Raw genomic sequence first — 25,561 nt, 5'->3', positions numbered from 1 at the left:
TCGGAGAACGGGAATCCTCATGCGTCTGCGTTCATCGATCGTCGCCGTGGTCGGCGGGCTGCTCGGCGCCGCAGGGCTGTTCCACGTACCCGCTTCGGCGTCCGCGGTGGACGTCAACTGCGCACTGGGCACCCAAATCGGCACCTACTCCCCCGGCATGACGCTGCTGCCCAGGCACATCGACTTCACCGCCACCGGCACGCTGGGCGGCTGCGTGTCCCCCAGCCATCCCGAGATCACCGGAGCGACCTTCACCTCACTGGTCAGCGGCACGTTCAGCTGCCTGGCCGGCTCCACCACCCACACCTCGGCCTACCACTGGAACACCGGGCAGAGCAGCACCGTCCGAGGTGGCTTCGAGGTCAACCTCAAGCCCGGCGGCACCACGGTGCTCGTCCTGACCGGCACCGTGGTCGACGGACTGTTCGCAGGCGCGACCGTCGTCCAGACCAAGGTCCTGCCCGCCACCGACCTCACCGCCTGCCTCACCCCTGAGGGCTTGACCAGCGTCAGCGGCACGGTCACCTTCACCGCAGTCCTCTGAGCCGCCGAACGCCTGGTACCTCCTCTGCCACACGCACGACCCGTACTCCGGCGAAGTGGCGCTCGCCGGAGTACGGGCCAGGTGGTGCAACAGATCACGCCCGGCGCATCACCGCGTGCAGAGCCCGTTGCAGACGTACAGCCAGAACGCGCAGCAGTCCGTGATGAATGCGCAGTTGTGCAGCTGGTACTCGCAGTGGTCACTACCGGGGCACTCGTCGTGGCACTGGTCCGAGCAGGAGCAGGTGACGTCCAGGTCGTCGTCCTCCTCCACCGGGGAGGAGACCGGGTCTTGCACGGGACCGAGCGTGATGAGCATGGCGTTGGCCTCGTCGCGGCCGAACTGCCGGATGGCCTTCTGCCGCAGTTCCCGCAGGGTTCGGTCGAACTTCGAGCCCGGTTCGGGAACGGAGGTGAAGGTGCACTCGTCGCGCACGATGGCCGTCGCCCGGTCCAGCACCGCGGTTCCGGCCGGGGTCAGTCCTGCGGCGTTCGCACGGTACTGGCTGAGGTGGTCCAGCCAGAGCTGCCGCTTCGTCTCGGGCGGCAGGTGCGGGTAGATCTGCCTGCGGTAGGTCATCGGGTAGGTGGAGAAGTCCGCGTACTGGCGCGGCAGCCGGTGCATGTTCGCCTCGACCCACGCCCGCGACTTGGACCGGCCGCTGCGGGCGAACGCGGGTACCTGCCCGGTGACGGCCAGGCCGGCCACCACGGCGGCACCGACGCCGAGTTGCAGGAACTGCTTGCGCCCCATCACGTCGCCGGCGCCTTCGGCCGGAGGTGCCGCGGAAACGCGGAGCTGTCCGAAGGCCCGGACCACCCGGACCGTCGAACGCAACCCCAGCCGTCGCACCAACGGCACGGCCATGGCCCGGCCCACCCATGCGCGGACCTCGTCCCCTTCGACCCGGAGGAGCGTCGGTGCCCACGGTGCCTCCGCACCCAGGGCCTGTTCCCGCCAGCGCAGAACGTCCGGGTTGCCCAGGGGGCGGACTTCGAGCTTTCCCTCGCAGGCCCGCTCGACCAACCGGGAGATCTGCCGGCACTGCCCGCAGGACCCGTCGAAGGCCAAGATCAAACGTGTTCGTGGTTCGTTCATCGTGCTAACCCCATCGTCGGCATGTCGCCTCGGCGCAGGGAACGTTCAGCGCCCCCTTTCACAGGCAGGGGTGGGCACAACCGCTGATTCCCCGGAGCAGCAACCGTTTGCCGGACTGATGTCGGTAGGTTGATGATCACCGCAACGGACCGACGTTCCACCGAGACCGGGTTCATGGTTACTTCGCCGATCTTGGTTTGTCCACGAACAGTCTTTGTTCACGACGCGGCGGCGTTGTTCACGTTCGACGACGGGATCTGAAGAAACTTGAACAGCCGGAGCCTTGGGACAGCCTCAGTTCAGCACGAACGTCCTGATGCTGCGGGCCGGCAACTGGGCGTTGAAAGTCCCGTTGGACACGGTGAAGTCGTTGTAGTGCGCGAGGGTCGCGGTCGCGCTCGTCAGCCAGGTCGAGACCGTCGCCGAACCGGTGTCGCGCAGGGTGAACACGTGGTCCACCGGTGACGTGTTCTTGTTGATGGCGACGATCACGATCCGTGCCCCGCTCTTGAACGCCGAGATGTAGACGTTCGACTGGGGATTCGCGGTCGCGGTGATCCGCGAGTAGCCGGGGCGCACCCACTTCGAGAAGTGCGCCATGTTGGCGCCGCGCTTGCTGATCTGGCCGTCCTCGCGCATCGGGCCGTACGAGCGGCGGATGTACCACCACACATAGGTTTGGAAGCGGCCGTCCACCAGCGCGCGGTGGATGTTCTCCCCCACGTCGAGCGCCTGCGGCCACAGGTCGGCGGAGTCGGTGCTGTTCGGGTGGTAGACCTCGGTCATCCACAGCTCCTTGCCGCCGCCCTTCTGCTGGAACAGCGGGTAGGGGAGGTCCGCGGGGCGGGTGCCGTAGAGGTGCGCGCCGATGATGTCCACGTTCGCCAGCGCGGCGGGGTCGTTGAGGATGGGGTCGGTGAGGTTCTTGCGGTATTGGAACGACTCGGGGGCGATGACCCTGGCGTTGATCGAGCCCGCGTTCTCGCGGAGGAACCTGACGATCTCAGCAGGGGTCCACGCCGTCCATTCCTGGGCGTAGTCCGGTTCGTTCTGGACCGAGATGCCGTAGAGGTTCACCCCGTTGTTCGCCATGAATGCGACGAAGTCGTTCAGGTGCTGCGCATAGGCGCCGTAGGAGGAGTAACGCAGGCGTTTGCCGCCGGAGAAGGTCTCGGTCATCGAGGCCGGCGGGTTCCACGGTGACGCGATGACCTTGGCGCCGAGCTCGATCGCGCGCCGAGCCGTGGCGACCTCGCGGCTCCAGTTGGCGCGGTCCTCGTGCACGGGGATGCGCAGCACGGTGAACCCGAGCTGGCCCGCGCCGTTGCCGAACGCCGTCTCACGCTGGGCGGCGGTGAGATCGCTGGCCCAGACGGTGTGGTTCATCCCGCCGAAGCCCAGGATCGTCTGCTGCACGTTCGACGGTTCGACGACCACCGAGGTGGCTGCCGCGGCCGGCGTCGCCCCCGCCGCCAGCACCGGCAGCGCGGCGCCCGCCACCAGCAGGGTCCGTCGCCGCACGGGCTGCGAACCCGCGGTGTCCGAGTGGTTTCGACGCTCTGCCATGACATCTCCAGGAAGTCGGCCTCAGGTGATTGGGAGCGCTCCCAGAATCAGTCCTAACAGTGGCGTAACACACAGTCAAGTCGAATGTCGTTCGATTGTGTCGAATTGCGGAGAAATTCAGCGCGGTGATTAGTCGATTTACGATTCGGCGATGGCGAGTCCTGGCCGAGGTCGCGGGCGGCCGGCACGACCGGTCCCGATCGTGCCGGCCGCGCGGAGGACCTAGGAGCAGCCGACCCGTGACGCCGCCATCACGACGTCGTCGAACCACAGCGTGTCGTCACCGCTGCCGTAGCTCTCCCAGCCGAGCCGCAGATCGGTCAGTGCGGGCTTCCACCCGCTGCGGCGCAACCACTGCGCGTCGACGTCCGGAGTGGACACACCGTCCACGCGCAGACCCGGCACCTCGGTGCCGTTGACCCAGGTCCGCAGTTCCGAGCCGGTGATCCCGAACTCCACGCAGGTCCACCGGTCCACCGCCAGCGGGGTGCTCTGGGCGACCCCGTTGGGGCTCTGCTCCGGCAACGTGGCGTCGTCGGACTCGCGGTTCCACTGCAGGGCGCGGTTCTGGCCGCCCATGCGCAGGTCCTTGCCGCCGTCGGCGGTGTCCTTCATCGCCGCGAACGTCACGTGCGCCTCCGGCAGCGCGGTGGTGTGCCGCACGTAGAACCGGGTGTACAGGCTGGATCCGGTCGTCTTCCTGGGCGTCGCGAGGAACACGTGGTTGCAGTAGCCGGCGCGGCCGTTGACGCGGATCGACTTGCTGCCGCTGCGCGCGGTCGAGCTGTCGACGGTCGCGGTGCCGGTTCCCTGGCAGTTCGGGAACGTCAGCGACCAGTCACCGGCCGGCGTCGTCCCCGTCTGGTTCTCGAAGCCGTCGCAGAACGCGCCGCTCGGACACCCAGGGGGCGGTTCCTGCGAGGTGGTCGTCGTGGTCGTCGTCGTAGTTGTCGTTGTCGTCGTCGGCGGGTTGGTGTCGTTGCACCGCACGCCGTTCAGGGTGAAGTCCACCGGTGTCTCGTTGACGCCCTGGAAGGTCCCCTGGAATCCGAACTGGACGGACGCCCCGGTCGCGATGCCGCGGTTGAACGCCTGGTTCCGCGCGGTCACGACCTTGCCGGACTGCGTGACGTCGGCGCTCCACCCGGAGGTGACGCGCTGGTCGCCGGCGAAGGTCCAGGTCAGCGTCCAGCCGTCGATCGGGGCGCTGTTGTTGGTCACCTTGACCTGGGCGACGAAGCCGTTGCTCCACTGGTCGACCTGGTACCCGACCGCGCACGCCGGCGCGTCGACCGCCTGGACGGACACGGGGTTCGTGATGATCACGGCCGTCATGGCGGTTGCCACCGCCGCCGCCATGATCGCGAGACCGCTCTTTCTCCGGCGCATGTGCTGCTCTCCTGTCGTGGTCGACCGATGGCGGCGGTGAAGGCGTGCATCGCGGCAGCTCTCGCTGTTGTGGTGCTGCTGGCGGAGAAAGCGAGCGCGGACCACAGAGTTCGCCCTTCTTGAGCGATAAAGCAAGGCCCATCCGGGTTACCGGGACGCCGGAGTCGGCCGTATCGCTCTGCCGCACCGGCCAGTTGCCGCATCCCGTGCCCGCTGACTGGCCTGGCGCGCTGCCCTGGCGAGCCTTGCCACTGCCGGCCGCGGTCACCACCGGCCTTCAGAACAGGCGGCCGTCCTGCTCCGGTGGAGGTTCTTCGAGGTCGAGCAGGTAGCGCTTGCGGCCCAGCCCGCCCGCGTAGCCGGTGAGGCTGCCGCGGGCGCCGACCACGCGGTGACAGGGCACGATGATGCTGATCGGGTTCCACCCGTTGGCGTTGCCCACCGCCTGAGCGGCGCCCGGATCGCCGAGCTCGGCGGCCAACTGGCCGTAGGTCCGGGTCTGGCCGTACGGGATCGACGTCAGCAGCGCCCACACGCTCCGTTCGAACGCCGAGCCCCGGGGCGCCAGTTCGAGGTCGAAGCTCCGCCGCTGCCCGGCGAAGTACTGGTCGAGCTGCCGGCGGGGCTCGTCGAACGCCGAGGGGTCGGCGTCACCGAGGTCGCCGAGGCGCGGAGGTCGCAGGTGGCCGTCGAAGTAGAGGCCGATCAGGGCCGAGCCCTCGCCGACCAGGGTCAGCGGCCCGACCGGTGAGTCGACGACGGTGTGGTGAACGTGCACGGTGAATCTTGGCCTGGTGCACCATGTCCTGCCAAACACGCTGCTCGCCGGACTGCGCCTCCACGAACTCGTCAGGTCACTTCTTCGGCGGAATCAGTCCCGCGCGGAACATCGCGATCACGGCGACGGCGACGACCACGACCATCGGCAGGTAACGCAGCCAGAACTGGCCGGTCGCCTCTTCCAGAAAAGAGCCCGCCACACCTGCCAGCGCCCCGGCCAGCAGCAAGCCGAGCACGGCGAACACGCGGTTCCGTCGACTGGACACCTTCATGTCGGGATGATCTCCATTCGTCATCGAGTCCGTTTGCTGATCAGGTTGTAGCGCCCCATCGGCGCGGGTGGCCTCACGCCGGTCGGGTTTCCAGTCTGGTCGTAGCCGAACCCGGTCGGCTGACCGTTCGCGTTGGAAACTGTGTCCAGCAGCGCCTTCTGACCGGTGCGGGTACCGGCGATCGTCGGGCGGGTCCGTCCGCGCTCAGCGGCCGTTCTCCAGCACCGACTCGACCAGCTCCAGCACGTGGTCGACGTCGTCGGCGAGGTACATCAGGTCCACCAGCACGTGCCGGACCTCGGTCTCCGCCTCCACCCGCCTGATCAACGCGGCCACGTCGGCCACCGCGGTGGCGGAGCGGACCGACGGGTAGATCCGCAGGATCACGTCCAGCTCGGCCGGGTCGCGGCCCGCCTCGGCCGCCATGCCGCGGATCGCCGCCAGCGGGCGGTTCACCGCCGCCTCGACGTCGGTGGTGCGGGGAGGCACCAGCGCGGGCAGCCACCCGTCACCGCGCAGGGCCACCCGGCGCATCGAGGCGGGCGCGAACGCCGCCAGGTAGATCGGCGGGCGGCGCACCGGTTTCAGCGCGGCACGGGTCGCGGGCAGCGTCCAGTGCCTCCCCCGGTACTCGGCCGGGTCGGCGGTCCACAGCTGCTCCAGCACGTCGAGGGTCTCGTCGAGGCGGGTGCCGCGTTCGGACATCGGGACGTTCACCGCCTCGAACTCCTCCGGCGACCAGCCGATCCCCAGGCCGGGCACGAGCCGGCCGCCGCTGAGCACGTCGAGCGAGGTCAGCACGCGGCCGAGCAGCGCGGGCGGGTACCACGGGGCGTTGAGGACGTTGCTGCCGATGAGCACGCGTTCCGTGGCCGTGGCGGCAACGCTCAGCAGCACGAACGGGTCCAGGACGGCACGGAACTCGTCCGGGAAGCTCTCGGCCCCGTTGTGACCGGTCGTGGGGTTGACCGGCGACAGCAACCGGTCGATCACCCAGAGGCTGTCCGCTCCCAGCCCCTCGGCCGCGCGGGCGAACTCGGCCACCCGCGGCGCCTGCCAGGCCACCCCGCCCGCCTGCGGCAACGTGAAACCGATCTTCACAACGCCCCCGAACACAACGCCCCCGAACCCCGCACTGACGCGGCCATCAGCGGTTCACCGAGTCGCGCACGTAGTCGCGCAGCGTGCGCGGGGCACGGCCGAGCAGCTTGGTCATGATCTCGACCTCGGCGGGGTCGGTCCCGATCGGCGCCGCGCTGAGCAGCTCGAAGCTGCGGATCCAGTCCACGAGCTTCTGGCCGGAGAGCCTGCGCTCGAACGCCTTGCGCCACTCGGGGTCGGCACCGGTGTAGACGACCTCGCGGCCGAGTGCCTCCGCCCAGATCCGCGCGCTCTGCTCGCCGTTCAGCGACTCCGGTCCCAGCAACTGGTAGGCGCCTGCCTCGAAACCGGGGTCGGTGAGCGCGTTCGTGATCACCTCGGCGGCGTCGCGCAGGTCGATCCGGTTGACCCCGCCGGGGTGCAGCGGCGTCGGGAACACGCCCGCCTCGATGTCCGCGCGGAAGACCTCGTCGTTCTGGTCGAAGTTGGTGAGGCTGAACAGGGCGGGCCGGGTGTCGGTGCTCGCCAGGAACGCCGCGAGCGCCAGCTTCGGCCCGTAGGCCGGGATGGCACGGCTCGCCGCCGCACGCGCCTCCTCGTCCTCGACGTGGAAGCCGCCGAACGCCAGGCGGGCACCCGCGCGCTGGGCCTCCTCACCGAAGACCGTGGCGATCTCGACCTCGTTGGTCTCGTGCGGCGACACGTAGAACGCCGAGTCGACGCCCTTCAGCGCCGCCGCGACGGCCTCCCGGTCGGCCAGGTCGCCCTGCACGACCTCCACGGTGCCGGGCAGGTTCGCCCGTTCCTTGTTGCGCACCAACGCACGCACGTCCACGTTGCGGCGCACGGCCTCTTCCAGGACGAGGCCGCCCACGGTGCCGGTCGCTCCGATGATCAAGGTCTTCGCCATGTCACACCACGTTGATTGAAAGTCAGTGACTTGTAATCAATGAATACCGTCTCACTGACTTCGAGTCAACGAGCTGTTAGCGTGGAGCCCATGACCCGCGCCGCCTCCGCCGCCGCCACCAGGGAGAAGGTCCTGGCCGCCGCACGTGAGCTGTTCATGACCTCGGGCTACGACGACGTCAAAGCCGCCGACATCGCACGGGCGGCCGGCGTCGCGCACGGGTTGGTGTTCCACCACTTCGGCAGCAAGCAGGGCCTCTACGGCGAGGTGCTGTGCGCCATCGGGGCCGAGGTGCTCAACCTGCACGTCAGCGACCCGGCCGTGCCGCTGGGCAGGCGGATCCGCCAGTCCCACAAGGCGCACCTGACGTACCTGGCCGCCCACCGCGACCTGGCGCTGAACCTCTTGCTGCAGCCGTGGGGCGTCGAGGAGTCGTTCGACCGCGTGCGCGACGACGGCAACCGGAAGCTGTGCGAGAACCTGGGACTGGACTTCGCACGACCGGCGGTCAGGGCCGTGATGCGGATGTACACGACGGCGGCCGACCAGCTCGCACGCGACCACCTGCTGAGCGAGCACGCGTTCGACGTCGACCAGGTCACGGAGATGCTCATGACCGTGCTCGCGGGCGCGCTGCGGGCGGCGCGGATCGCCGACCCGTCGCTGGAGGTCGAGAAGGCGCTGGAGGAACTGGCGCAGCCCTAGCCCGACCGCCGCGGGCAGTGGCCCAGCACAGCTCGACCGGTAGTGGACCTGCCGCCCCGCACGACCTCACCCGAGGCTGGAACGCACTTCCACGACCCGGTGAGGACGAGCGATGAGCGATGACGAACGGCCGGCGCACGACGAGGACAAGACCGTCAGCCGCCGCCGGTTCCTGTACCTGACGGGTGCGGGCGGTCTGGTGCTGGCGGTCGCGAGGGCCGGCGGGACAGGACCCGGCGAGACGACGGCGGACGTCGCACTCACCGCCACCGCCACCCGCACGCTGCACCTGAGGCGCCGCGAGGACGCCCTCAACCTCAGGATCGACCTGTTCAACGCCGACCTGGCGGCGAACGGGACGGAGCTGCGCAAGGTCGCCGCGGGCAGTGCGTTCATGGTGGTGCACTTCCCGCCGCAGGCTGTGCTGGAGAAGCAGCTCGCCGCTCCGCTGACCAGTGGCGACCTGCCGCTCGCCACGAGGGTCGCCGGACCGAGCCGGCTGGCCTTCGACATCACCTCCGCCCTGCCGATGGCCACGACGGTGGACGCCCTGCTGGCGTGGGCCGCGTTCACGCCGCGGCTGACCGCGACCGCCACCGCCACGCAGACCGCGTCCGCGCTCGTGGCGCCGATCGACACCGAGACGGCGCTGGAGCTGCCGTGGCGGGTGCTGCTGTCCCCCGACGAGAACCAGGGGTGGCGGCACTCCGCGGGACCGGTGACGCGCAACGGGTGGACCGAGCTGTGGCACACCCGGCTCGCGGCCAAGACCGGTCAGGAGAACGCCGAGGCCCGTGCGCTGCGGGCGATCTGGCTCGCGGACCCGCAGATGGCGTCGTGGGTGCGCACTCCGTCGTCAGTGCCCGAAGCCGACGACGTCCCGCACGTGCTCGGGCCGAGGCAGCGGTTCGCGCTCGTCCGCCTGAGCGCCGATCCGACGCTGCGCACCGGGCTCGACCCGTCCCTGCCCAAACCCGTCGAGGCCACCGGGGTCACGTTGAGCAGCCTCGGCGCGACCTTCGAAGCCGAGGGGACCTGGAGGTACCCGTCCACGAGCTCGTTGCAGCTCAAGGGATGGCAGCACAGGGCCAGTCTCGGACGTGACCACCTGGTGCGCACCGAGAACGCGGGATTCCTGTTCCCGTACGGACATCGCGCCTCGCTGGTCGACGTCGCGGAACGCCGGTTCGGGCGCAGGCCCAACCCCGACGGCACGCCCGGACCGTGGTACGCCTACCTGCACCGGACCCAGCACATCGTCGTGCAGCAGACGAGACGCACCTACTGGGCCGACACCACGCTCGCACGGCGCGGGCGCGAGGTGCCGTTCGCCGCGATCGAGGTCCTCACGCGCATCACCCCGCCGCTGGCCACACCGCAGGACTTCGCCGGCGGTCGGATCGCCACCTCGTTCATCCCGAAGGCAGCGTCGGCATCGACGACGCCGCTCCCCTTCCACCTGCGCGGCGTCGACCACGACGGGCAGGAGGTCGACTTCACCGTGCCGGTGCTGTTCGTGCCGGACTCCACGACCACTTCGCAGAACGCGGACGACCTGCTCGACGCGATCCACACCGCCTACAACACCCGCACCACCACCGAGGTCCTCGCCCTGCGGGCCGCGGAGACGGGCGGGCACAAGGTCGCGCTGGCGCACCGCGGCACCTACCCGGCCGGCAGCACCGCGAGCAACGTGGACCGGATCGTGTTCGGCTCCGCGAAGACGACCGGCCAGGTTCCGTTCCACCCCGTGCTGGAACGGGCCGTGGTGCGCTTGCCGGAGGTCGCCGCGCTGACCGGCGGGGCGGTGGGGGCGACACCGTTCGAGTTCGCCGAGGCCTACCTCGTCAACGGGATCGACCACTCCACGAACAACCCCGGCGGGGTCTACCTCGCGCTGCACCCGGCAGCGCCGCAGACACCGCTCGCGTTCTCGGCCGCCGCCACCGGTGGCATGGCGACGCCGAGCGGTGACATCAAAGCCATGTCCGCCAAGAACGGTCCGGTCACCGTCGTGCCGGTCGACGCGGCCAAGGAGGTGTACGACCCGGCGAAGATGTTCGGTGACGTCACCAAGGCCAAGGTGCTCGGCGGCGTTCCCGTCAAGGACCTGCTGCCCGCGCTCACCTCACCGCCGGCGTCCATTCCGGACAACGCCCCCAGGATGAGCCACCGGCTGCGCGACGACATCGGCGCCCACGAGTGGACCATGCTCTGGACGCCGAAGATCGAGGCGGGACCCAAGGCGCTGCCGGTGTTCGAGCCGCTGGGGACGACCGACCCGCTCACCGTCCTCGCCGTCTACACGCACCCGGTCGACGCGGGCGTCGAGTCCGGTTACCGCGTCAACGCCGAGCTGCGCGACTTCGCCCTGCACCTGTTCGGCACCACCGGGCCGCGGCGGATCATCTCGCTGGAGTTCGACTTCCTGCGGTACTCCTCTGGCAGCGGCAGCAAGACGGCCGTGGACTGCGGGCTGCGCGAGGTCAGCTTCCACAACGCCTTCAAGTACGTCGAGGAACTGGCCGAGCTGTGCTCGTTCCTGGGCAGCAAGCTGGAGATCACCGCGGGCACCGGTGGCGTCGAGGCGGGGCTGCGGTTCGCGGTGCCGACGATCCCGCTGGGAGTGCTGCAGATCAGCGAGCTGACGGTGCACGCCGCCGTGGCCATCCCGTTCGACGGCAGCGCGGTGCGGGTGAACTTCGACCTGAACACCCGCGAACGGCCGTTCTCGTTGCGCATCTTCGGGTTCACCGGCGGCGGCTACGCCGGGGTGGCGCTCGGGGCCGACGGTCTGGAACGGCTGGAGGTCGGCTTCGTCTTCGGCGCGGCGCTGGCGCTCGACCTGGGCGTCGCCAGCGGCGGCATCGAGGCCCTCGGCGGCATCTCGTACCTGCTGGAGAAGGTCGAGGTCGTCGAGAACGGCACCGAGGTCGTGCGCCAGCAGGCCGGTCTCGCCGCCTACCTGCGGATGCGCGGCAGCCTGCGGTTCCTCGGCCTGGTGTCCGTGTCGGTCGAGTTCTACCTCGGCCTCACCTACCAGGAGAAGGCCGACGGCAGCTCGGTGCTCGTCGGCGAAGCGAGCATCACCGTGTCCATCGAGCTGTGGCTGTTCAGCGAGACGTTCACCGTCCGCACCCGCCGCGAGTTCGCCAAGACGCCCGCACCGTCGGCCCGGCGCGCGGCCCTCGCCGCCGCACCCGAGCTGCCGGCCCACCCGTTCGGCGCCGCCTTCACCCAGCAGGACTGGGCCGGGTACTGCGCCGCGTTCGCCCCCGTCGGAGCCTGATCATGAGCAAGCAGACCATCACTTGGACCGTCCTGCCGGGCGGGGTCACCGCCGGCCTGGACCTCGTCCGGTTCTCCGTGCACGTCGCGCCGCGGCTGCTGCCCACGGCCGGCTCCGCGCAGCTGAGCGCCTTCCCCGACTGGACCGACTGGACCGCCAGGGTGGCCGCGGCGGCGTTCCAGCTGGAGTTCCCCGGTGTCCTCGACCAGAGCGGCAGACCCGTGCGCGCCACGGCCAGACGCGTGTCCACACCGGTGAGCCGGCACTGGACCGCGTTGTTCACGCCCACCTCGCACGTCCAAGGGCACGCGCTGACCCGGTTCGCCCGCCGGCGCATCCGCTCCTACCCCACCCAGCACGTGCGCGACTTCGTGCACCAGCGCTACGGGCGGTTCGGCGCGCGGTTCCCCGAGGAGTTCCCGACGCTCGACGAGCTCACCGCGAGCGACGCGTTCGGTGCCGTCGGGTTCGAGTTCGACGGCGACCACTCCGGACCCGGCCTGGACCGCAAGCAACGGCTGCGCGACCGGCTGGAGGCCCTGTTCAGCCTCGACCCGCAGGACCCCGCGCGGTGGGCGGTGCCGTTCCGGCCGGGTGACGCCTCGACCGCCGACGGTGTCGCGCTGACGTTCCTGCAGGCCGAGCGGTTCCACCGCAGGCGCGCGCCGGTGACCGGCGACCTGCCGCCGCTGGCCGCGCCGAAGCTGGACTTCCACCAGGCCGTCGCGATGACCCGCGAGCACCACCACCTCCAGCGGCTGCTGGGACTGGTCCTCGACTTCGAGTCGGCCGATCCGGCCGTGCTGAACCTGGTGCGCGGCAACGAGCGGGTCACCGGTGTCCGGGTGGTCACCGACCTGAAACCGTTGCTGGGCAGCGAGTCCGAGGTGCACGTGCGGCCGCTGATGCGCTGCCGGATCGGCAAGGGCGCGCGGCACGTGTTCGCCGCGAGTCCGCTCGACACCGACAGCGACCTGCGCGACGGGCTGCTGCGGGTCGGCGAGACCGACCGGTTCGCCGTGGTGCAGGTCGACCCCGACGCCGCGGCGCTGGCCGTGCGGCAGTTCGCCGACACGGTCACCCGGCTGCGGGTCGAGCGCGGCGGGCAGGTGGTCAAGCGCAGTGCGACCACACCGGACGAGCACGCGCTGCCGGCGTTGCGCACGGCCGGCTTCTCGGTGGGCCGGCTGTCGCGGGCGGTCCGGCTGGCGCAGAAGGTCGAACGCGGCCGGCAGGTCAACGACGCGGCGTTCACCTCCGGCGGTGACAAGATCACCGACGACGTCGAGCTCACCGCCGACGACGTCGTGCGCGGCTACCGGTGGGATGTGCGCGACGAGACCGCCGGCCAGTGGTTCTCCCTGATGTGGCGCGACGGCGCGTACGTGTTCGTGCGCAGCGGTGACGAGAACGTGAAGGTGCTGGAGGAGACGGCCGCGCAGACCGCGCCCACGACCTCCGGTGCCGGCGGCGACGAGGACCTGTACCTGCAGGAGTCGCTGGTGCACTGGGCGGGCTGGAGCCTCGCCGTCGGCCGGCCCGGCAAGTCGCTGGCCGGCGACAACGGGCTCGCCGACGGCAGCGGGTCGCCCGACCCGGACTTCCCGTTCCGCACCACGTTCGGTGCCCGTGCGCTGCCGCGGCTGCGGTTCGGCCGCCGCTACCGGCTGCGGGCGCGGGCGGTGGACATCGCCGGCAACTCGCTGACCACCGAGCAGGCCGACGCGCTCACCGACTCGGCGCTGAGCACCACGGCGGAGACGTTCCGCCGGTTCGAACCGGTCTCCGCTCCCGAGGTGCTGCTGCGGTCGGTGCCGGGTGCGGCCGAGTCGCTGGAGGTGATGGTGCTGCGCGGCAACACCGGCAGCGACACGAACGTCGGCACCGCCGACCGGCACGTGCTGCCGCCGCGCACCACCGTCCAGGTCGCCGAGCAGCACGGCATGCTCGACCGGACCACCACCGGCCGGCCGGTGGACGCCGTCGCCTACGCCGACCTGGCCGCACGGGACGCCGCCGCGCTGGAGCAGCACGCCTCGGCGCGCACCCTGCCGGCACCCGCTGACCGGCACTGGTACTACGACACCGACCAGCTGCCCGTTCCCTACCTGCCGGAACCGCTGGCGCGGCGCATCCTCGTGCGCGGACTGCCCGGCGCCACCACGTCCACGACGATCACCGCGGCCGACCCGGCGACGTGGCCGAACGCCAAGGGTTTCCGCATCCGCCTCCAGCAGGGCACGGCGGGCTGGTCGTGGAACGGGACCGACCGCGTGCTGACCGTGCGGCTCATGCCGGGCGACAGCTACCGGCTCCAGCTCTCCGCCCAGTTCGACGCGGCCGACCTGGACCTGATGGCGCTGTGGCCGCTGGTCGAGCAGGGCGCTGCCGAGTGGAACGCCGCCCACCCCGGCAACCAGGTCAACGTGACCGCGCTGCGGCAGTCGGTCGTCGGCGGACGGCACTGGATGTTCACCCCGGCCAGGACGCTGACGCTGACGCACGCCGTGCGCACCCCGCTCGCCGTGCCGGGCATCGGCTCCGTCACCGCCCGGCGGCCGGTCGAGGGGCAGGCCGGCTCGACGCACGTGGTGCTCGGCCCGTCCGTGCAGGTCAGCCGCAAGAGCACCAGCAGCGTGGAGTTCGCCGGAAGCTGGCGGATGCCGGTGGACGACGGCGTCACGGAACCGGTGCTCGACCGCACGTTCCGGGCCGCGCCGATCACCGTGCCGGTCAGCCAGGTGCACGGGCCGGCGCCGGTGACGGAGACCCTGGAGTTCCAGGCACGGCACGAGTTCGGCGACACCAAGCACCGGCGCGTGCGGTACGAGGCGCGGGCGGTGACCTGCTTCAGCGAGTTCTTCCGCGAACGCAGGGAGGTCGCCTTCAGCGGCACGCAGCACACCCTCGGCGTGCCGATCGACCCCGCCCACCTGGTCGTGGCCGACAGGGACACGCACCGGCAGTACCGGCAGGCCCCGCCGGGGAGCAGCCCGGAGCACGCGTCCGGCGACTACGTGGTCACCGACGCGGCCACCGGCACGTTCCGGCGCACCAACGGCGGCAACCTCACCACGGGCCGCACGCTGGAGGTGTCGTTCGTCCGCCCGGACACGCGCAGCGCGCCTGCGGTGCTGGAGCAGAACATCCCCAGCACCGCCCGTCCGGCCGCGCCCAGGATCCGCCAGGTCCTGCCGGTCTTCCGCTGGGAGAACCCGGCGCCGGGCCAGAGCGTGCGGCGCGGCGGCGGGCTGCGGGTGTACCTGGAGCGGCCGTGGTTCTCCAGCGGTGACGGGGAGAAGCTCGCCGTGCTCATGTGGCCGGACACGGTCAACGACGCACCGGAGCACCTGCGCAACGTCGTCACGGCCTGGGGCGCCGACGCGGCGATGCACTCGACCGTGATGCCCGACGACGTGACCGCGAGCTCGTTCCCGCAGGCCGCGATCTACGGCACGGGCATGGCGGTGCCGGAGTTCCCGGACACCCAGCTGAAGTTCGCCGCGTACGACGTGGCCTACGACTCGGCGCGCGGGCTGTGGTTCTGCGACATCCGCATCACCCGCACCGGTGACGACCCGCTGAAGAGCTACTTCCCGTTCGTGCGCCTGGCGTTGGCCCGCTACCAGCCCAGCTCGATCCCCGGCCACCACCTGTCCGCGGTGGCGACCGCGGACTTCACCCAGCTCGCACCGGACCGGGCGGTCGTGGTCACCGGCAGCGGCTCCACCCGGACCGTGCAGGTGACCGGCCCCGGTCCCTCGCTCACCCACTCGGGCCGTCCCAACGAGGTCAGGGTGACCGTGGAGCGGCAGCTCGACGGCGTGACCGACCCGGTGCTGCGCTGGCAGCCCGCCGGCGGCGGCTTCGCCACCACGATCTCCACCCCGGTCAACGACAGCGGCGTCCACACCTGGACCGGCACGGTCACGCTGCCCACCGGGGCCGGGGCGCTGCGGCTGGCCGTCGAGGAGTTCGAGGTCCACCGCGACGGCAACGGCGGCACCGCCGCCACCCGCCTGGTCCACACCGACACCGTCGCACTGTCCTGAAAGGAGTGTGCCGTGCCACTGGGCATGACGGAGATCCTGCTCGTGCTGCTCGTCGTGGTGCTGCTGTTCGGCGCGAGCCGACTGCCGAAGCTGGCCAGGTCCATCTCGGACGCCCGCAGGGAGCTGCGCCGCGGCGGCGATGACGACAGCAAGTCCTGACACGGCACGGCGCCGTCCCCCTCCGCAGAGGGGAACGGCGCCGTGCCTGCTCGTCTCAGGCGCTGCCACCGCCCTCGCCGCCACCGCCCTCGCGCTCGGCGTCCTGCTGCGCCACCGGGTCGGCACCGGTCACCGCTGCCGCCGGTCCCGCGGTGACCGCGAATGCCGCGGCCAAGGCCAGTGCGGCCGCCAGAACTGCTTTGCGGACGTTCATGAGAACCCCTCCCCTTCGTTCTTCCTGCGTTCGCCGCGCGGACTGCGCGGGAGTCGTCGAGCGGCCCGCGCTACAGGCCGCACGCCCGGTCGGTGACGGCGTGGTCGGCGCGCAGCACGGTGGTGAGCGCGTCCAGTGCCGTGCGCAGCGCCCGGTCGGACAGGTGCCCGTGCCCGAACACCAGTGCGTTGCCCGCCGGGCGGCCGGGCAGGTGGTAGGCCGCCAGCACCGGCACCACCACGCCGCGCAGGCGCAGCTCGGCCTGCACCTGCGCGGCGCGGACGTGGTCGGGCAGGTGCACCACGACCACGCCCGGCACACCCGGTGCCGCGAGCCGCAGGGGCGTGAGAGCCGCGCGCACCAGGACGTCCTTGCGGGCGAACGACCGCTCCAGCCGCCGCAGCCTGCGCGTCACGTGCCCCTCGGCCAGCAGGTGCGCCATGGCGGACTGCGCCACGGCGGAGGGCTGGTCGTGGCCGCGGCGCACGCTGCGCGTCACCTCGTCGGCGCGGCTGCGGTGCACCAGCACGTAACCGACGTGCAGCGACGGGTCGAAGACCGTGCGGAAGTCGCCCACCACCACGACCCGCGGGCCGGCCAGGTGCAGCAGCCTCGGCAGCGGTGCCGCGGACGGCGCGATGTGGTCCACCGCCACCGCCACCACGTACCCGTCCTCGCGCCGGGCCCAGTCGGCCAGCTGGCCGCGGCGCAACGCGGGCAGCACCGCGCCCGCGGGCACCTGCCCGTCAGGTGAGACCACGACGGCCGTGCAGGACGGCGGCACCACACCGGTCCACTGGCCGTCCCGGTCCGCGGGCAGCGCCACGGCCGTGGCCCCCGCGTACTCGACCGCCTGCCCCAGCGCGGGCGGTGCCGGGTCCTGCACCGCGACGCGTCCGCGACCGGCCAAGGCGGCCAGCACGTGCTGCACGCCCTGCGGCACACCGGTGGTGATCAGCACCTCGTGGTCGTCCGCCACCAGGCCGCGCGTGCGGCGCAGGTGCTCGACCACCGCCTGGCGCAGCTCCGGCAGCCCACCGGCGGGCAGGTCGCACGTCAGCGGCGGCTGGAAGCTCGCGTGCCGCCACGCCGCACGCCACGCGGCCAGCGGGAAGTCGTCGCGGGTGGCCTGACCCGGCGTGCAGTCGACCAGCTCGGCACCGGCCTTCGGCGCGGGCAGCGTGCGCACGGCGGCCGTGCGGCCCGCGACGTAGGTGCCCGAACCGCGGCGGCTCTCCAGGTAGCCGCGCGAGTAGAGGATCTCGTAGGCCGCCAGCGCCACGCCGCGCGAGACGTCCAGCCGCTCGGAGAGCGTCCGGGTGGACGGCAGCCGGTGGCCGCTGGCCAGCTGACCCCGGTCGACCGCCGCGGCGAGCTGGTCGGCCAGCTGTTCCTGCAACGGCCTGCCGGTACCGCGGTCCAGCCCGATCGGGACCGTCAGGCTCTCCTGGTCGCGCATCGTTCCCCCTGTCCTGCGAACGCCTCCCCGGCCGCGTCCAGACCGACCCGCGTCGCCTCGACGATCCGCTCGAAGGGCACCCCGGCCCTGCGGAAGGTCAGCTCCAGGTGGTCCGGCGTGCCGCCGCCGAAGAGGCCGAAATAGGTGTCGTCGCCCGGTATCGCCAGGCAGCAGACGAATGCCGTGGTTCCCCTACCAGCGGCCACCACGGAGCACATCGCCGCGGCGACCTCCTCCGCGGCCGCGCCGGGCAGGTAGCACTCCACCAGGAACAGCTGACCCGCCGGCTCCGTCGTCATGCGGTCAAGCCTGCGGCGGGGACACCCCCGCGGGAATCGGGGAACGACCCCACAGTCAGTCCCGCGGCTCCCGCAGGAACCCCAACCGGCTCAGCTCGCGCCGGGTGCGCACACCGGTCTTGCGGTAGATCCGGCTCAGGTGCGCCTCGACGGTCTTGGTCGTCACGTACGCCGCCGCGGCCGCCTCGCGGTTGCTCAGCCCGCCGGCCACGAGCCGGGCGATGTGCAGCTCGGTCGCGGTCAGGCCGTGCTCGTCGTCGCGGCGCAACCCCAGCCGGCTCAGCTCCGTGTCGGCCTCGGCCGCCCACCGGCGTGCGCCCAGCCGTTCGAACTCCTGCCTGGCGGCCAGCAGCAGCTCCCGCGCCAGGAGCTTCTCCTTGCGGCGCCTCATGATCCGGCCGCGCACGAGGTCGGCGCGGGCGCGTTCGAAGGGCATCGGCAGCTCCGGCGCCGCCTCCGCCGCCTCCTGCGCGCCCGCCAGGTCACCGCGCGCCATCCGCACCACGGCGGCGGATCGGGCGGCCACCGCGGTGACCCACGGGCGGGGCGCGCGGTCGCGGCGCAGCTCCAGGTCCGCGAGCAGCGCCTCGGCCTCCGCGACCAGCCCCAGCTCCGCGCTCACCTCCACCAGGTCGCCGTACAATGAGCTGAGCGGGAAGTCGCCCAGCCCGACCGCCGCGCACAGCTCCAGCGCGGCGAGCAGGTGCTCCCTGGCCGCCGCCGGTTCGTGCCGGGACAGCTCGGTGAAGCCCAGCACGGCCCGCAGGTGCACGGTGACCCACGAGTCGTCGAGGTCGGTGGCGATGCGCAGCCCCTCCGTCGCCGCCTCCCAGGCCTCGTCGTGGTCGCCGCGGTGGGCGTCGACGAGGGCGCGGGTGTAGAGGGCGTAGGCGACCCACGGTCGTTGCCCGGTCTGCTCGGCGGCGTCGACGGCTTCCGCTGCCTCCGCGGCGGCCAGTGACCAGTCACCCAGCCAGACGTCCAGCTCGGCCAGGTGCACCAGCTCGTGCACGGCGATCGCCTCGTCGCCCCGGTCCAGCGAGGCGCGGCGCGACAAGGCGAACTCCTGCCGCCCGCGCACCGGGTCGGTGTACTTGGCGACCACGCGCAGCAGGCTGCGGGCCGCCCTGGCGTCCCGGTTCTGGGCCGTCGGCGAGACCAGCTCCGCGGCCCGCCGCAGGTAGTCGTGGTGCAGGCCCAGTCCGGCGAGCAGCTTGTAGTAGGCGCTGCTGACGAGGATGCACGCCACCAGGTCGTCGGGCGCCTCCTCCTCGTGGCCGGTGATCTCGTCGAGCGCCTGGTGGGTGTTGCGGTAGCGCTCGGCGGTGTCGTTCTGGCAGAACAACGACCGGCGCAGGTACGTCGTCGCGCGCAGCACCGGGTTGTCCCCCGCGCAGGCCAGCGCCTCGTCGCTGAGCGCGGTCGCCTCCACCGGGCCGCCGCCGAAGAACACCGCGACCGCGAGCTCCAGCAACGCCACCGCGCGGTGCGGGCCGGCGGGCAGATCGGCCACGGCGGCCTCGAACAGCTCGCGGGCCCGTTGCGCGTCCCCGGCGGAGAACAGGCACTGCGCGGCGGCGACCCGCAGCCCGGCCCTGCGTTCCGGTTCGGTGACGTGACCGGCCGCCAGCTCCCACAGCCGGGCCGCGTTCTCGAGCGCACCGCGTTGCTGGGCCAGGTGTGCGGCCTCGCCCAGGGCGTCGGCCACCTCGGGAGCGGGGCCGCTCGCCCCGAACGCCAGGTGCAGGGCGCGGGTCTCCGGGTCGTCCAGCACCTCCGCGAGCCGCCGATGCACCCGGCGGCGGCGCCCGTTCGGCGCGGCCGAGTAGACGGCGGACCGCAGCAGCGGGTGCGTGAACCGGACGGCGCCCGCCAGCACCTCCACCACACCGTGGTCCTCCGCGTCGGCCAGCGCCTCGTCCGCCGACTCGGCGTCGCCCATCGCGCGGGCGACCAGGTCGACGGTGGGCTGCGCCAGCGCCGAGGCGTAGAGCAGGGCCTCCCTGCTGTGGGCGGGCAGCGCGACCATCCGGTCGGTGAGCAGCTCACCCAACGCGCGCGGGGTCGGCAGCGGAAGTCCTGGCGCACCACCGTCGTCCAGCACACCGGCGAGCTCCAGCGCGTAGAACGGGTTGCCGCCGCTGGCCCGCTGGAGGCGGACGAGCGTGGGCCGGGGCAGCGGCGCACCGACCGCACCGCGCACCAACCGGTGCAGCGCGCCGATGCTCAACCCGCTCAGCCGCAGGTGCACCAGGTGGTCCTGCCCGGCCAGCCCGAGCGGCGCGGCACCGCCGTCCCCGTCGCGCACGGACACCACGACCGCCACGCGTTCCCCGGCCAACCGGCGCACCACGTACGCGAGCACCCGGCCGCTGGACTCGTCCAGCCACTGCACGTCGTCCACGGCCAGCACGAGCGGTGCGGCGGCGGCCAGCGAGCGGACGACGTTGAGCGCGGCCAGGCACACCGCACGCTGGTCACCCGCGCCCTCGCCGGCCTGGCGGCGCAGCAGCGCCACCTCCAGCGCGGTGCGCTGTGGTTGCGGCAGAAGCGTGAAAGCGCTGTCCGGCAAGCGGTCGAACAGGTCGACCAGACCGCCGAACGCCAGCTGGGCCTCCGACTCGACCGGACGGCACGACAGGACCGTGCAGCCGCGCTCCGCCGCGTCGGCCAGCACCCGCTCCCACAGCGCGCTCTTGCCGATCCCCGCCTCGCCGGACAGCAGCAACCGCGCGGTGCGCTCCTGCGCCCGTGCGAGGACCTCCGCCGCCGCAGCGAGTTCGCGCTCCCGTCCCACCAGCTGCGAACCGGCCACGCTCCCCCTTCCGCCCGCCACAACGGTAATGGCGCCGGTGATCTCCCGCGCGGATTTTTCGGCGACCTCCCGCAGTGGTCCACCCCTTCCGCGGGGGCAGTGGGCCTGTCCGGTCCGGCGTCGCGCGGCGATCGTTGTGCTCCCAAGCACTTTCGACGCACGAGGAGTGGTGAGCGATGTCTGCAGCGAAGGCGCGTGCCCGATGGGTGACCGCACTGGTCGTGCTCACCGCGAGCGGCCTGGTCACCGGCGCCCCGCCGGGAGCGTACGCCGCGCGAGGACCCGAGGCCTGCGCGCTGAGACCGAACCCGCACGTCTCCGACCGGCACCAGTGGCGCAGCTGCGTGTCCGTCTCGGCCGGGCTCGCCGCCCTGCCCGCCGTGGGCGAGTCCGCGGTGCTGACCGTGGAGGTCGCCGCCCAGTTCGCCCGCCCCGACGTGCGCGTCGAGGTGGACCTGCCGGCGGGCCTTGAATGGGAGCAGGTGCCCGCGGGCCTCGGCAGCCGCCAGGTCACCCCGGCCACGCCCGCCGACCGCGGTGGGGTGCGTCGCGCCGAGGGTGGCACGGCGTTGGCCGCGGGCGGCACCCAGCGGTTCACCGGCCGGGTCAGGGCCACCGCGGCCGGTCCCGCCGACATCGCGGTGCGCGCGGTGTCCGCCGGTGACGAGCACTCCCCGATCCCCGCCGACCACGTGTACCTCACCGTCGCCGACCGCGGCGGCAAGTCCTCCCCCGGCATGGCGGGCTCCGCGCACACCACCACCGCACCGGCCGTGGTCACCGCCGGTCGCGTCGCCCCGCAGCTGACCCACCGCCCCGCCGCCACCACCCCCGCCAGGCCCACCGCTCAGGTCGAGGGGACCACCGCGCTGGCCGGAACGGCCTGCGTCACCGGCGGCTGGACCTACACCGACAACCTCGCCGTCGTCCGCAGCTCCCCCAACTACGGGGTGCAGGTGTGGGACCGCGACGTCAACGACGCCCACGACCTGCTCGGCGTGGTCGCCACCGACGGCGCGGGCAACTACTCCGTCTGCTTCGACAACACCGACACCGACGGCGGTGTCGCCAACGGCGGCCAGGACATCTACGTCCGGTTCGTCGCCGAGAACAACATGTGGCGGGTGCAGGAGACCGGCACCGGCACCGTCTACTCCTACGACAGCCCGGTCGCGGCCAACCTCGCCACGGGCACCACGCACAACTTCGGCCAGCTCCAGCCCGGTGACCCGCTGCACCAGCGCGGTGTGCAGGCCTACGACGCCATCAACGACTTCTGGAACTGGAAGCCGGGCGCCTGCTGGGACGCCAACGACGCCGGCGGCGCGACCTGCCCGAGGGTGGTCGTGAACTGGCGCTGGGACTCGGTCACCGGCACCTACTACGACCCGCCCACCCGGCAGATCCACCTGATGGCCAACGACCCGAACTCCCGCGACGTCACCGTGCACGAGGCCACGCACTCGGTGATGGACGACGTCTACGAGTTCAGCCCGGTGCCCGGCGCCGGTGGCCCGCACGGCGTCCACACCCACGGCACCGCGGGCCTGGCCTGGGTCGAGGGCTTCGCCGAGTGGACCCCCGTGCAGGTCTACAACGACCCGGTGTGGAACTGGGCGGACGGCAACTGGATCGACCTGGAGAGCGCCACCTGGGGCTCGACCTGGAACCCGTGGTGGGGCAGCTTCCCGTGGGAGAACGGCGACACCGTGGAGGGCCGCGTCGCCGGCGCGCTGATCGACCTGTCCGACAGCACCGACGAGGCACCGTGGGACCGGCTGGCCGAGAGCGGCCGCAACCCCGGCAACATCTGGACGACGTTCCTGAACCACAAGTCCAACACGTTCGCCGAGTTCTGGGCCCACCGCACCGCCGACGGCTTCAACACCGCGGCCGGCGGCGGCCTCGCGTCCCTCTACCAGAACACCATCGACTACACCTTCCGCGACCCGCTGGCCAACAACACCGCGGTGTCCCGGCCGACCCCGGTGCCGCACAACTTCTCCTTCAACACCACCACCAATGCGTGGTCCGTGGTGGCCCTGCGCTCACCGGCGGGCGCCGACTACGACCTGCGCGTGTACGACGACAAGGCCCAGACCGTGCAGAAGGGCGCGAGCCTGGCCGCCGGTGTCGTGGACTTCGTGGCGATCAACTCGAACTCGGGGACGACGCCGCTCGGCGACTTCTACCCGCGCGTCAACGCCTCCTCCGGCACCGGCGGCTACAGCCTGGAGCTGGCCCAGGGCTCGACCACGTTGCCCGCGGCGTCCGCGCAGTCCATCGCCATGTCCAGCACCAAGGTCGTGGCGGTGCGCGACACCAGCCTCACCGCGGGCGTGCCGGTGACCATCAAGGTCACGCCGGGCAGCGCCTCGCAGGACGCGGAGCTGTTCCTCGTCGGTTCGGTGGCCGGCCAGTCCGCCACCTACGTCCGCAGCCGCACCAGTGTCGCCGCCGGTGCCGCGGTCGGCGGTCCCGGCGCGGTGGAGACCATCACGTTCACCCCGCCGGCCACCGGCTGGTACGGCGTGGTGCTGGTGAACAAGGCGGGTAGCGGGACCTACACCCTGCAACGCCTCTGACCGCACGGTCGTGACGCGGGCCAGGACCTCCTGGCCCGCGCGGGTGCTGCCGGTGCCGGCGTCGTGGAGCGCACCGGCAGCACCCGCCGGCGCTACGCGCCCGGGATCGTGAACTCGCCCTGGTTCAGCGTGCGCGGGTGGAAGTAGGCGGTCTGGACCTCCGCCGCCGTGTTGTTGCCGCGCAGGTGCTCCGACCAGATCATGAAGTAGCTCCACCGGGTCTGGGCGTCCAGGAACGCCGCGCTCGGCGCCTTCCCGGTCTCGGCGAGGGCGATCGGCTTGCCGGCGGCGATGTTCTGGACCTGCTGGTAGTCACCGGAACTGGGCAGGCCCTTGTACCAGACGTCGAGGGACACGACGTCCACGTACTGCGCGCCGGGGTAGTACGCGGCCCAGTTGCCGGCGGGGTTGTCCTGGACGTTCCACACCCAGATGAGGTTGTCGAGCCCCTTGCCCACCAGGTGGTCGCGGGTGATCTTGTAGAGCTTCGCGCTGCCCTCCGGTCCCGGCCGGTTGCCCCACCAGTTCCAGGCCTCGTTCATCTCGTGCAGCGGCCGGAACAGGACCGGCACACCCGCGTTCTTGAGCTGCTGCAGGTAGGGCACGACCTCGTCCAGGCGGCGCTTCCAGGCGTTGTTGAGCGCGGTGCCGCTGGTGACCACCTCGGTGAACTGGCTCTGGCCGATCTGCGTCTTCACCCCGCCGTCGAACTGGCAGGTGCTCGGGCCGGTGGGCGTGCACACGTGCCAGGTCAGGGCGACCAGGGACCCGTTGGCCCACTCGACCTTCGCCTGGTCGACCACCCGCTGCCGGTTCGCCACGTCCTCAGGCCGGAACATCAGGTCACCGCCCCACAGTCCGGGGTACTGGCCGGTGATGTCCTTGACCTGCTGGGTGTACTGGCCGGGGTTGCTCGCCGGCTCCTTGTTGTGCTGGCCGGACACGACGTACCGGCCGGTGACCGAGCCCAGGTAGTCGATCACCTGCTGCCGTGACGACCTGGGGAACGCCTGCGCCGGCGGTGACACCGTGGCCAGGGCGGTCAGGACAACAACCAATGCCGCGCCGAAACGCTGCGGCGCTGTCTTCGTGTGTCGCACTCGCTCTCCTCCTCGTCGACCCCGCACCTCGTTCGGGCGGGACTGCGCGGTGGCTGCGGCGGCGAGCCGATTGACTAAAGCGCTTTATTTGTTTGTCTGCTCGAAGATAGACGCGTTCATCAGCTATGTCCATCGAACGCTTTAGCTACCTGCTAGGTTGAGATCACCAGCCAACGAGGAGGTCCGGGGTTGAAGCGGCCGACGATCTCCGACGTCGCACGCCGCGCGGGCGTGTCGATCAGCGCGGCGTCGTTCGCCCTCAACGGCCGCCCTGGGGTCTCCGACCGCACCCGTCAGCGCGTCCAGCGCGCTGCCGACGAAATCGGCTGGCACCGCAACAGCGCGGCCCGCGTCCTGTCCGGCGGCACCACGAACGTGATCGGTCTGGCACTCCCCCGCCCCGCCACGACCCTGGGCGTGGAACCGTTCTTCATGGAGCTCGTCAGCGGCATCGAGTCGGTGCTGGCCGCCCCCGGCTACGCGCTGATGATGCAGGTGGTGGCGAACGCCGACGCCGAGCTGGACGTCTACCGGTCCTGGTGGGGCGGCCACCGCGTGGACGGCGTGATCGTGGTCGACCTGCGCGCCGACGACCCCCGCATCCCCCTGCTGGAAGAACTGGCCCTGCCCACCGTCGTGGTCGGCGGCCCCACGGGCACCGGCACCCTCCCCCACGTCTGGGCCGACGACGCCGCAGCCGCCACCGACACCGTCGGCTACCTGGCCGCCCTGGGCCACCGCCGCATCGCCCGCATCGCCGGCCTCCCCGACCTGCTCCACACCCGCCGCCGCGACGAGGCGTTCCACACGGCAGCCACGTCGTGCACCCTCGACTCGGCCGACGTCGTGCACACCGACTACACCGGCCTGGAAGGCGCACAGGCCACCCGCCGGCTGCTCAGCTCCCCCACTCGCCCGACGGCGATCCTGTACGACAACAGCATCATGGCCGTGGCGGGCATGTCGGTGGCCGACGAGATGCGGCTCTCCGTTCCCGCGGACCTCTCGGTGGTGGCGTGGGACGACTCGCAGCTGTGCCAGGTGATGCGGCCGGCGATCACGGCGCTGGCCCGGGACGTGGCCGGGTACGGGGCGCGGGTGGCGCGGTTGATGCTCGACGTGATCGCCGGCGGGGACGTGGAGGGTGCGGTGGAGGTGCCGGCTCCTCGGCTCGTGCCGCGGTCGACGACGGCGTTCGCGCAGCGCGGCCTGAGTCCCCGCTGA

Annotated in this window: 19 protein-coding genes; 7 read left to right on the top strand and 12 right to left on the bottom strand. The window is 71.8% G+C overall.

Translation table 11 applies throughout. The annotated features are described in order from the left end of the window. Positions 1-19: 19 nt before the first annotated feature. A complete protein-coding gene (locus ACVDFE_RS21275) occupies positions 20-544 on the top strand; it encodes a hypothetical protein (protein WP_458431576.1) in 525 nt (174 codons plus the stop codon). A gap of 108 nt (positions 545-652) precedes the next feature. Here ACVDFE_RS21275 and ACVDFE_RS21270 read toward each other — a convergent pair whose 3' ends face one another. From ACVDFE_RS21270 to ACVDFE_RS21240, 7 genes are all read right to left on the bottom strand, one after another. Then, on the bottom strand, positions 653-1,615 hold the full coding sequence (locus tag ACVDFE_RS21270; protein WP_458431575.1) for a bacteriocin fulvocin C-related protein: 963 nt from the start codon (positions 1,613-1,615) through the stop codon (positions 653-655). A gap of 321 nt (positions 1,616-1,936) precedes the next feature. Next, entirely contained in the window at positions 1,937-3,208 is a 1,272-nt protein-coding gene (locus tag ACVDFE_RS21265; RefSeq protein ID WP_458431574.1) for a glucuronoxylanase, read from the bottom strand. A gap of 222 nt (positions 3,209-3,430) precedes the next feature. Further along, a complete protein-coding gene (locus ACVDFE_RS21260) occupies positions 3,431-4,597 on the bottom strand; it encodes a cellulose-binding domain-containing protein (protein ID WP_458431573.1) in 1,167 nt (388 codons plus the stop codon). 277 nt (positions 4,598-4,874) lie between these two features. Next, on the bottom strand, positions 4,875-5,375 hold the full coding sequence (locus tag ACVDFE_RS21255; RefSeq protein ID WP_458431572.1) for a methylated-DNA--[protein]-cysteine S-methyltransferase: 501 nt from the start codon (positions 5,373-5,375) through the stop codon (positions 4,875-4,877). Between the two features lie 76 nt (positions 5,376-5,451). Then, the gene (locus tag ACVDFE_RS21250; RefSeq protein WP_458431571.1) at positions 5,452-5,622 is read right to left on the bottom strand and encodes a hypothetical protein; all 171 of its coding nucleotides are present in this window, start codon (positions 5,620-5,622) and stop codon (positions 5,452-5,454) included. Positions 5,623-5,853: 231 nt separating this feature from the next. Then, positions 5,854-6,750 carry a TIGR03619 family F420-dependent LLM class oxidoreductase gene (locus ACVDFE_RS21245; RefSeq protein ID WP_458431570.1) on the bottom strand — a complete coding sequence of 299 codons (897 nt, stop codon included), beginning with the start codon at positions 6,748-6,750 and terminating at the stop codon, positions 5,854-5,856. A 46-nt stretch (positions 6,751-6,796) separates the two neighbouring features. Further along, on the bottom strand, positions 6,797-7,660 hold the full coding sequence (locus ACVDFE_RS21240; RefSeq protein ID WP_458431569.1) for an NmrA family NAD(P)-binding protein: 864 nt from the start codon (positions 7,658-7,660) through the stop codon (positions 6,797-6,799). Positions 7,661-7,750: 90 nt separating this feature from the next. Here ACVDFE_RS21240 and ACVDFE_RS21235 point away from each other — a divergent pair, with 90 nt between their 5' ends. The 4 genes from ACVDFE_RS21235 (at position 7,751) to ACVDFE_RS21220 (ending at position 15,865) form a co-directional block, all read left to right on the top strand. After that, on the top strand, positions 7,751-8,365 hold the full coding sequence (locus tag ACVDFE_RS21235; RefSeq protein WP_360393390.1) for a TetR/AcrR family transcriptional regulator: 615 nt from the start codon (positions 7,751-7,753) through the stop codon (positions 8,363-8,365). A gap of 112 nt (positions 8,366-8,477) precedes the next feature. Next, positions 8,478-11,654 carry a hypothetical protein gene (locus ACVDFE_RS21230; protein ID WP_458431568.1) on the top strand — a complete coding sequence of 1,059 codons (3,177 nt, stop codon included), beginning with the start codon at positions 8,478-8,480 and terminating at the stop codon, positions 11,652-11,654. A gap of 2 nt (positions 11,655-11,656) precedes the next feature. Further along, on the top strand, positions 11,657-15,706 hold the full coding sequence (locus tag ACVDFE_RS21225; protein WP_458431567.1) for a hypothetical protein: 4,050 nt from the start codon (positions 11,657-11,659) through the stop codon (positions 15,704-15,706). 12 nt (positions 15,707-15,718) lie between these two features. Continuing rightward, positions 15,719-15,865 carry a twin-arginine translocase TatA/TatE family subunit gene (locus ACVDFE_RS21220; RefSeq protein ID WP_360393382.1) on the top strand — a complete coding sequence of 49 codons (147 nt, stop codon included), beginning with the start codon at positions 15,719-15,721 and terminating at the stop codon, positions 15,863-15,865. Between the two features lie 55 nt (positions 15,866-15,920). Here the strand turns inward: ACVDFE_RS21220 and ACVDFE_RS21215 are convergent, their stop codons facing one another. The 4 genes from ACVDFE_RS21215 to ACVDFE_RS21200 all read right to left on the bottom strand — a co-directional run bounded on the left by ACVDFE_RS21215 (position 15,921) and on the right by ACVDFE_RS21200 (position 20,652). Next, entirely contained in the window at positions 15,921-16,079 is a 159-nt protein-coding gene (locus ACVDFE_RS21215) for a hypothetical protein (protein WP_360393379.1), read from the bottom strand. A gap of 70 nt (positions 16,080-16,149) precedes the next feature. Continuing rightward, positions 16,150-17,538 carry an aminotransferase-like domain-containing protein gene (locus ACVDFE_RS21210; protein ID WP_458431566.1) on the bottom strand — a complete coding sequence of 463 codons (1,389 nt, stop codon included), beginning with the start codon at positions 17,536-17,538 and terminating at the stop codon, positions 16,150-16,152. Continuing rightward, the gene (locus ACVDFE_RS21205; protein ID WP_360393374.1) at positions 17,517-17,837 is read right to left on the bottom strand and encodes a hypothetical protein; all 321 of its coding nucleotides are present in this window, start codon (positions 17,835-17,837) and stop codon (positions 17,517-17,519) included. The genes ACVDFE_RS21210 and ACVDFE_RS21205 overlap by 22 nt, the downstream gene beginning before the upstream one ends. Positions 17,838-17,892: 55 nt before the next feature. Beyond that, positions 17,893-20,652: an ATP-binding protein gene (locus tag ACVDFE_RS21200; RefSeq protein ID WP_458431565.1), complete on the bottom strand. Its 2,760-nt coding sequence runs from the start codon at positions 20,650-20,652 to the stop codon at positions 17,893-17,895. Between the two features lie 176 nt (positions 20,653-20,828). Between ACVDFE_RS21200 and ACVDFE_RS21195 the strand changes: the two genes are divergently transcribed. Beyond that, entirely contained in the window at positions 20,829-23,237 is a 2,409-nt protein-coding gene (locus tag ACVDFE_RS21195; RefSeq protein WP_458431564.1) for a hypothetical protein, read from the top strand. A gap of 92 nt (positions 23,238-23,329) precedes the next feature. On the opposite strand, the gene ACVDFE_RS21190 is transcribed toward ACVDFE_RS21195, so the two are convergent. Further along, a complete protein-coding gene (locus tag ACVDFE_RS21190; RefSeq protein ID WP_360393365.1) occupies positions 23,330-24,337 on the bottom strand; it encodes a glycosyl hydrolase in 1,008 nt (335 codons plus the stop codon). A gap of 189 nt (positions 24,338-24,526) precedes the next feature. Here ACVDFE_RS21190 and ACVDFE_RS21185 point away from each other — a divergent pair, with 189 nt between their 5' ends. Then, complete coding sequence (locus tag ACVDFE_RS21185; protein ID WP_360393363.1) at positions 24,527-25,561, top strand: LacI family DNA-binding transcriptional regulator; 1,035 nt, start codon at positions 24,527-24,529, stop codon at positions 25,559-25,561.

Source organism: Lentzea chajnantorensis (assembly GCF_054300775.1).
This window is presented reverse-complemented; position numbering and strand designations above follow the sequence as displayed.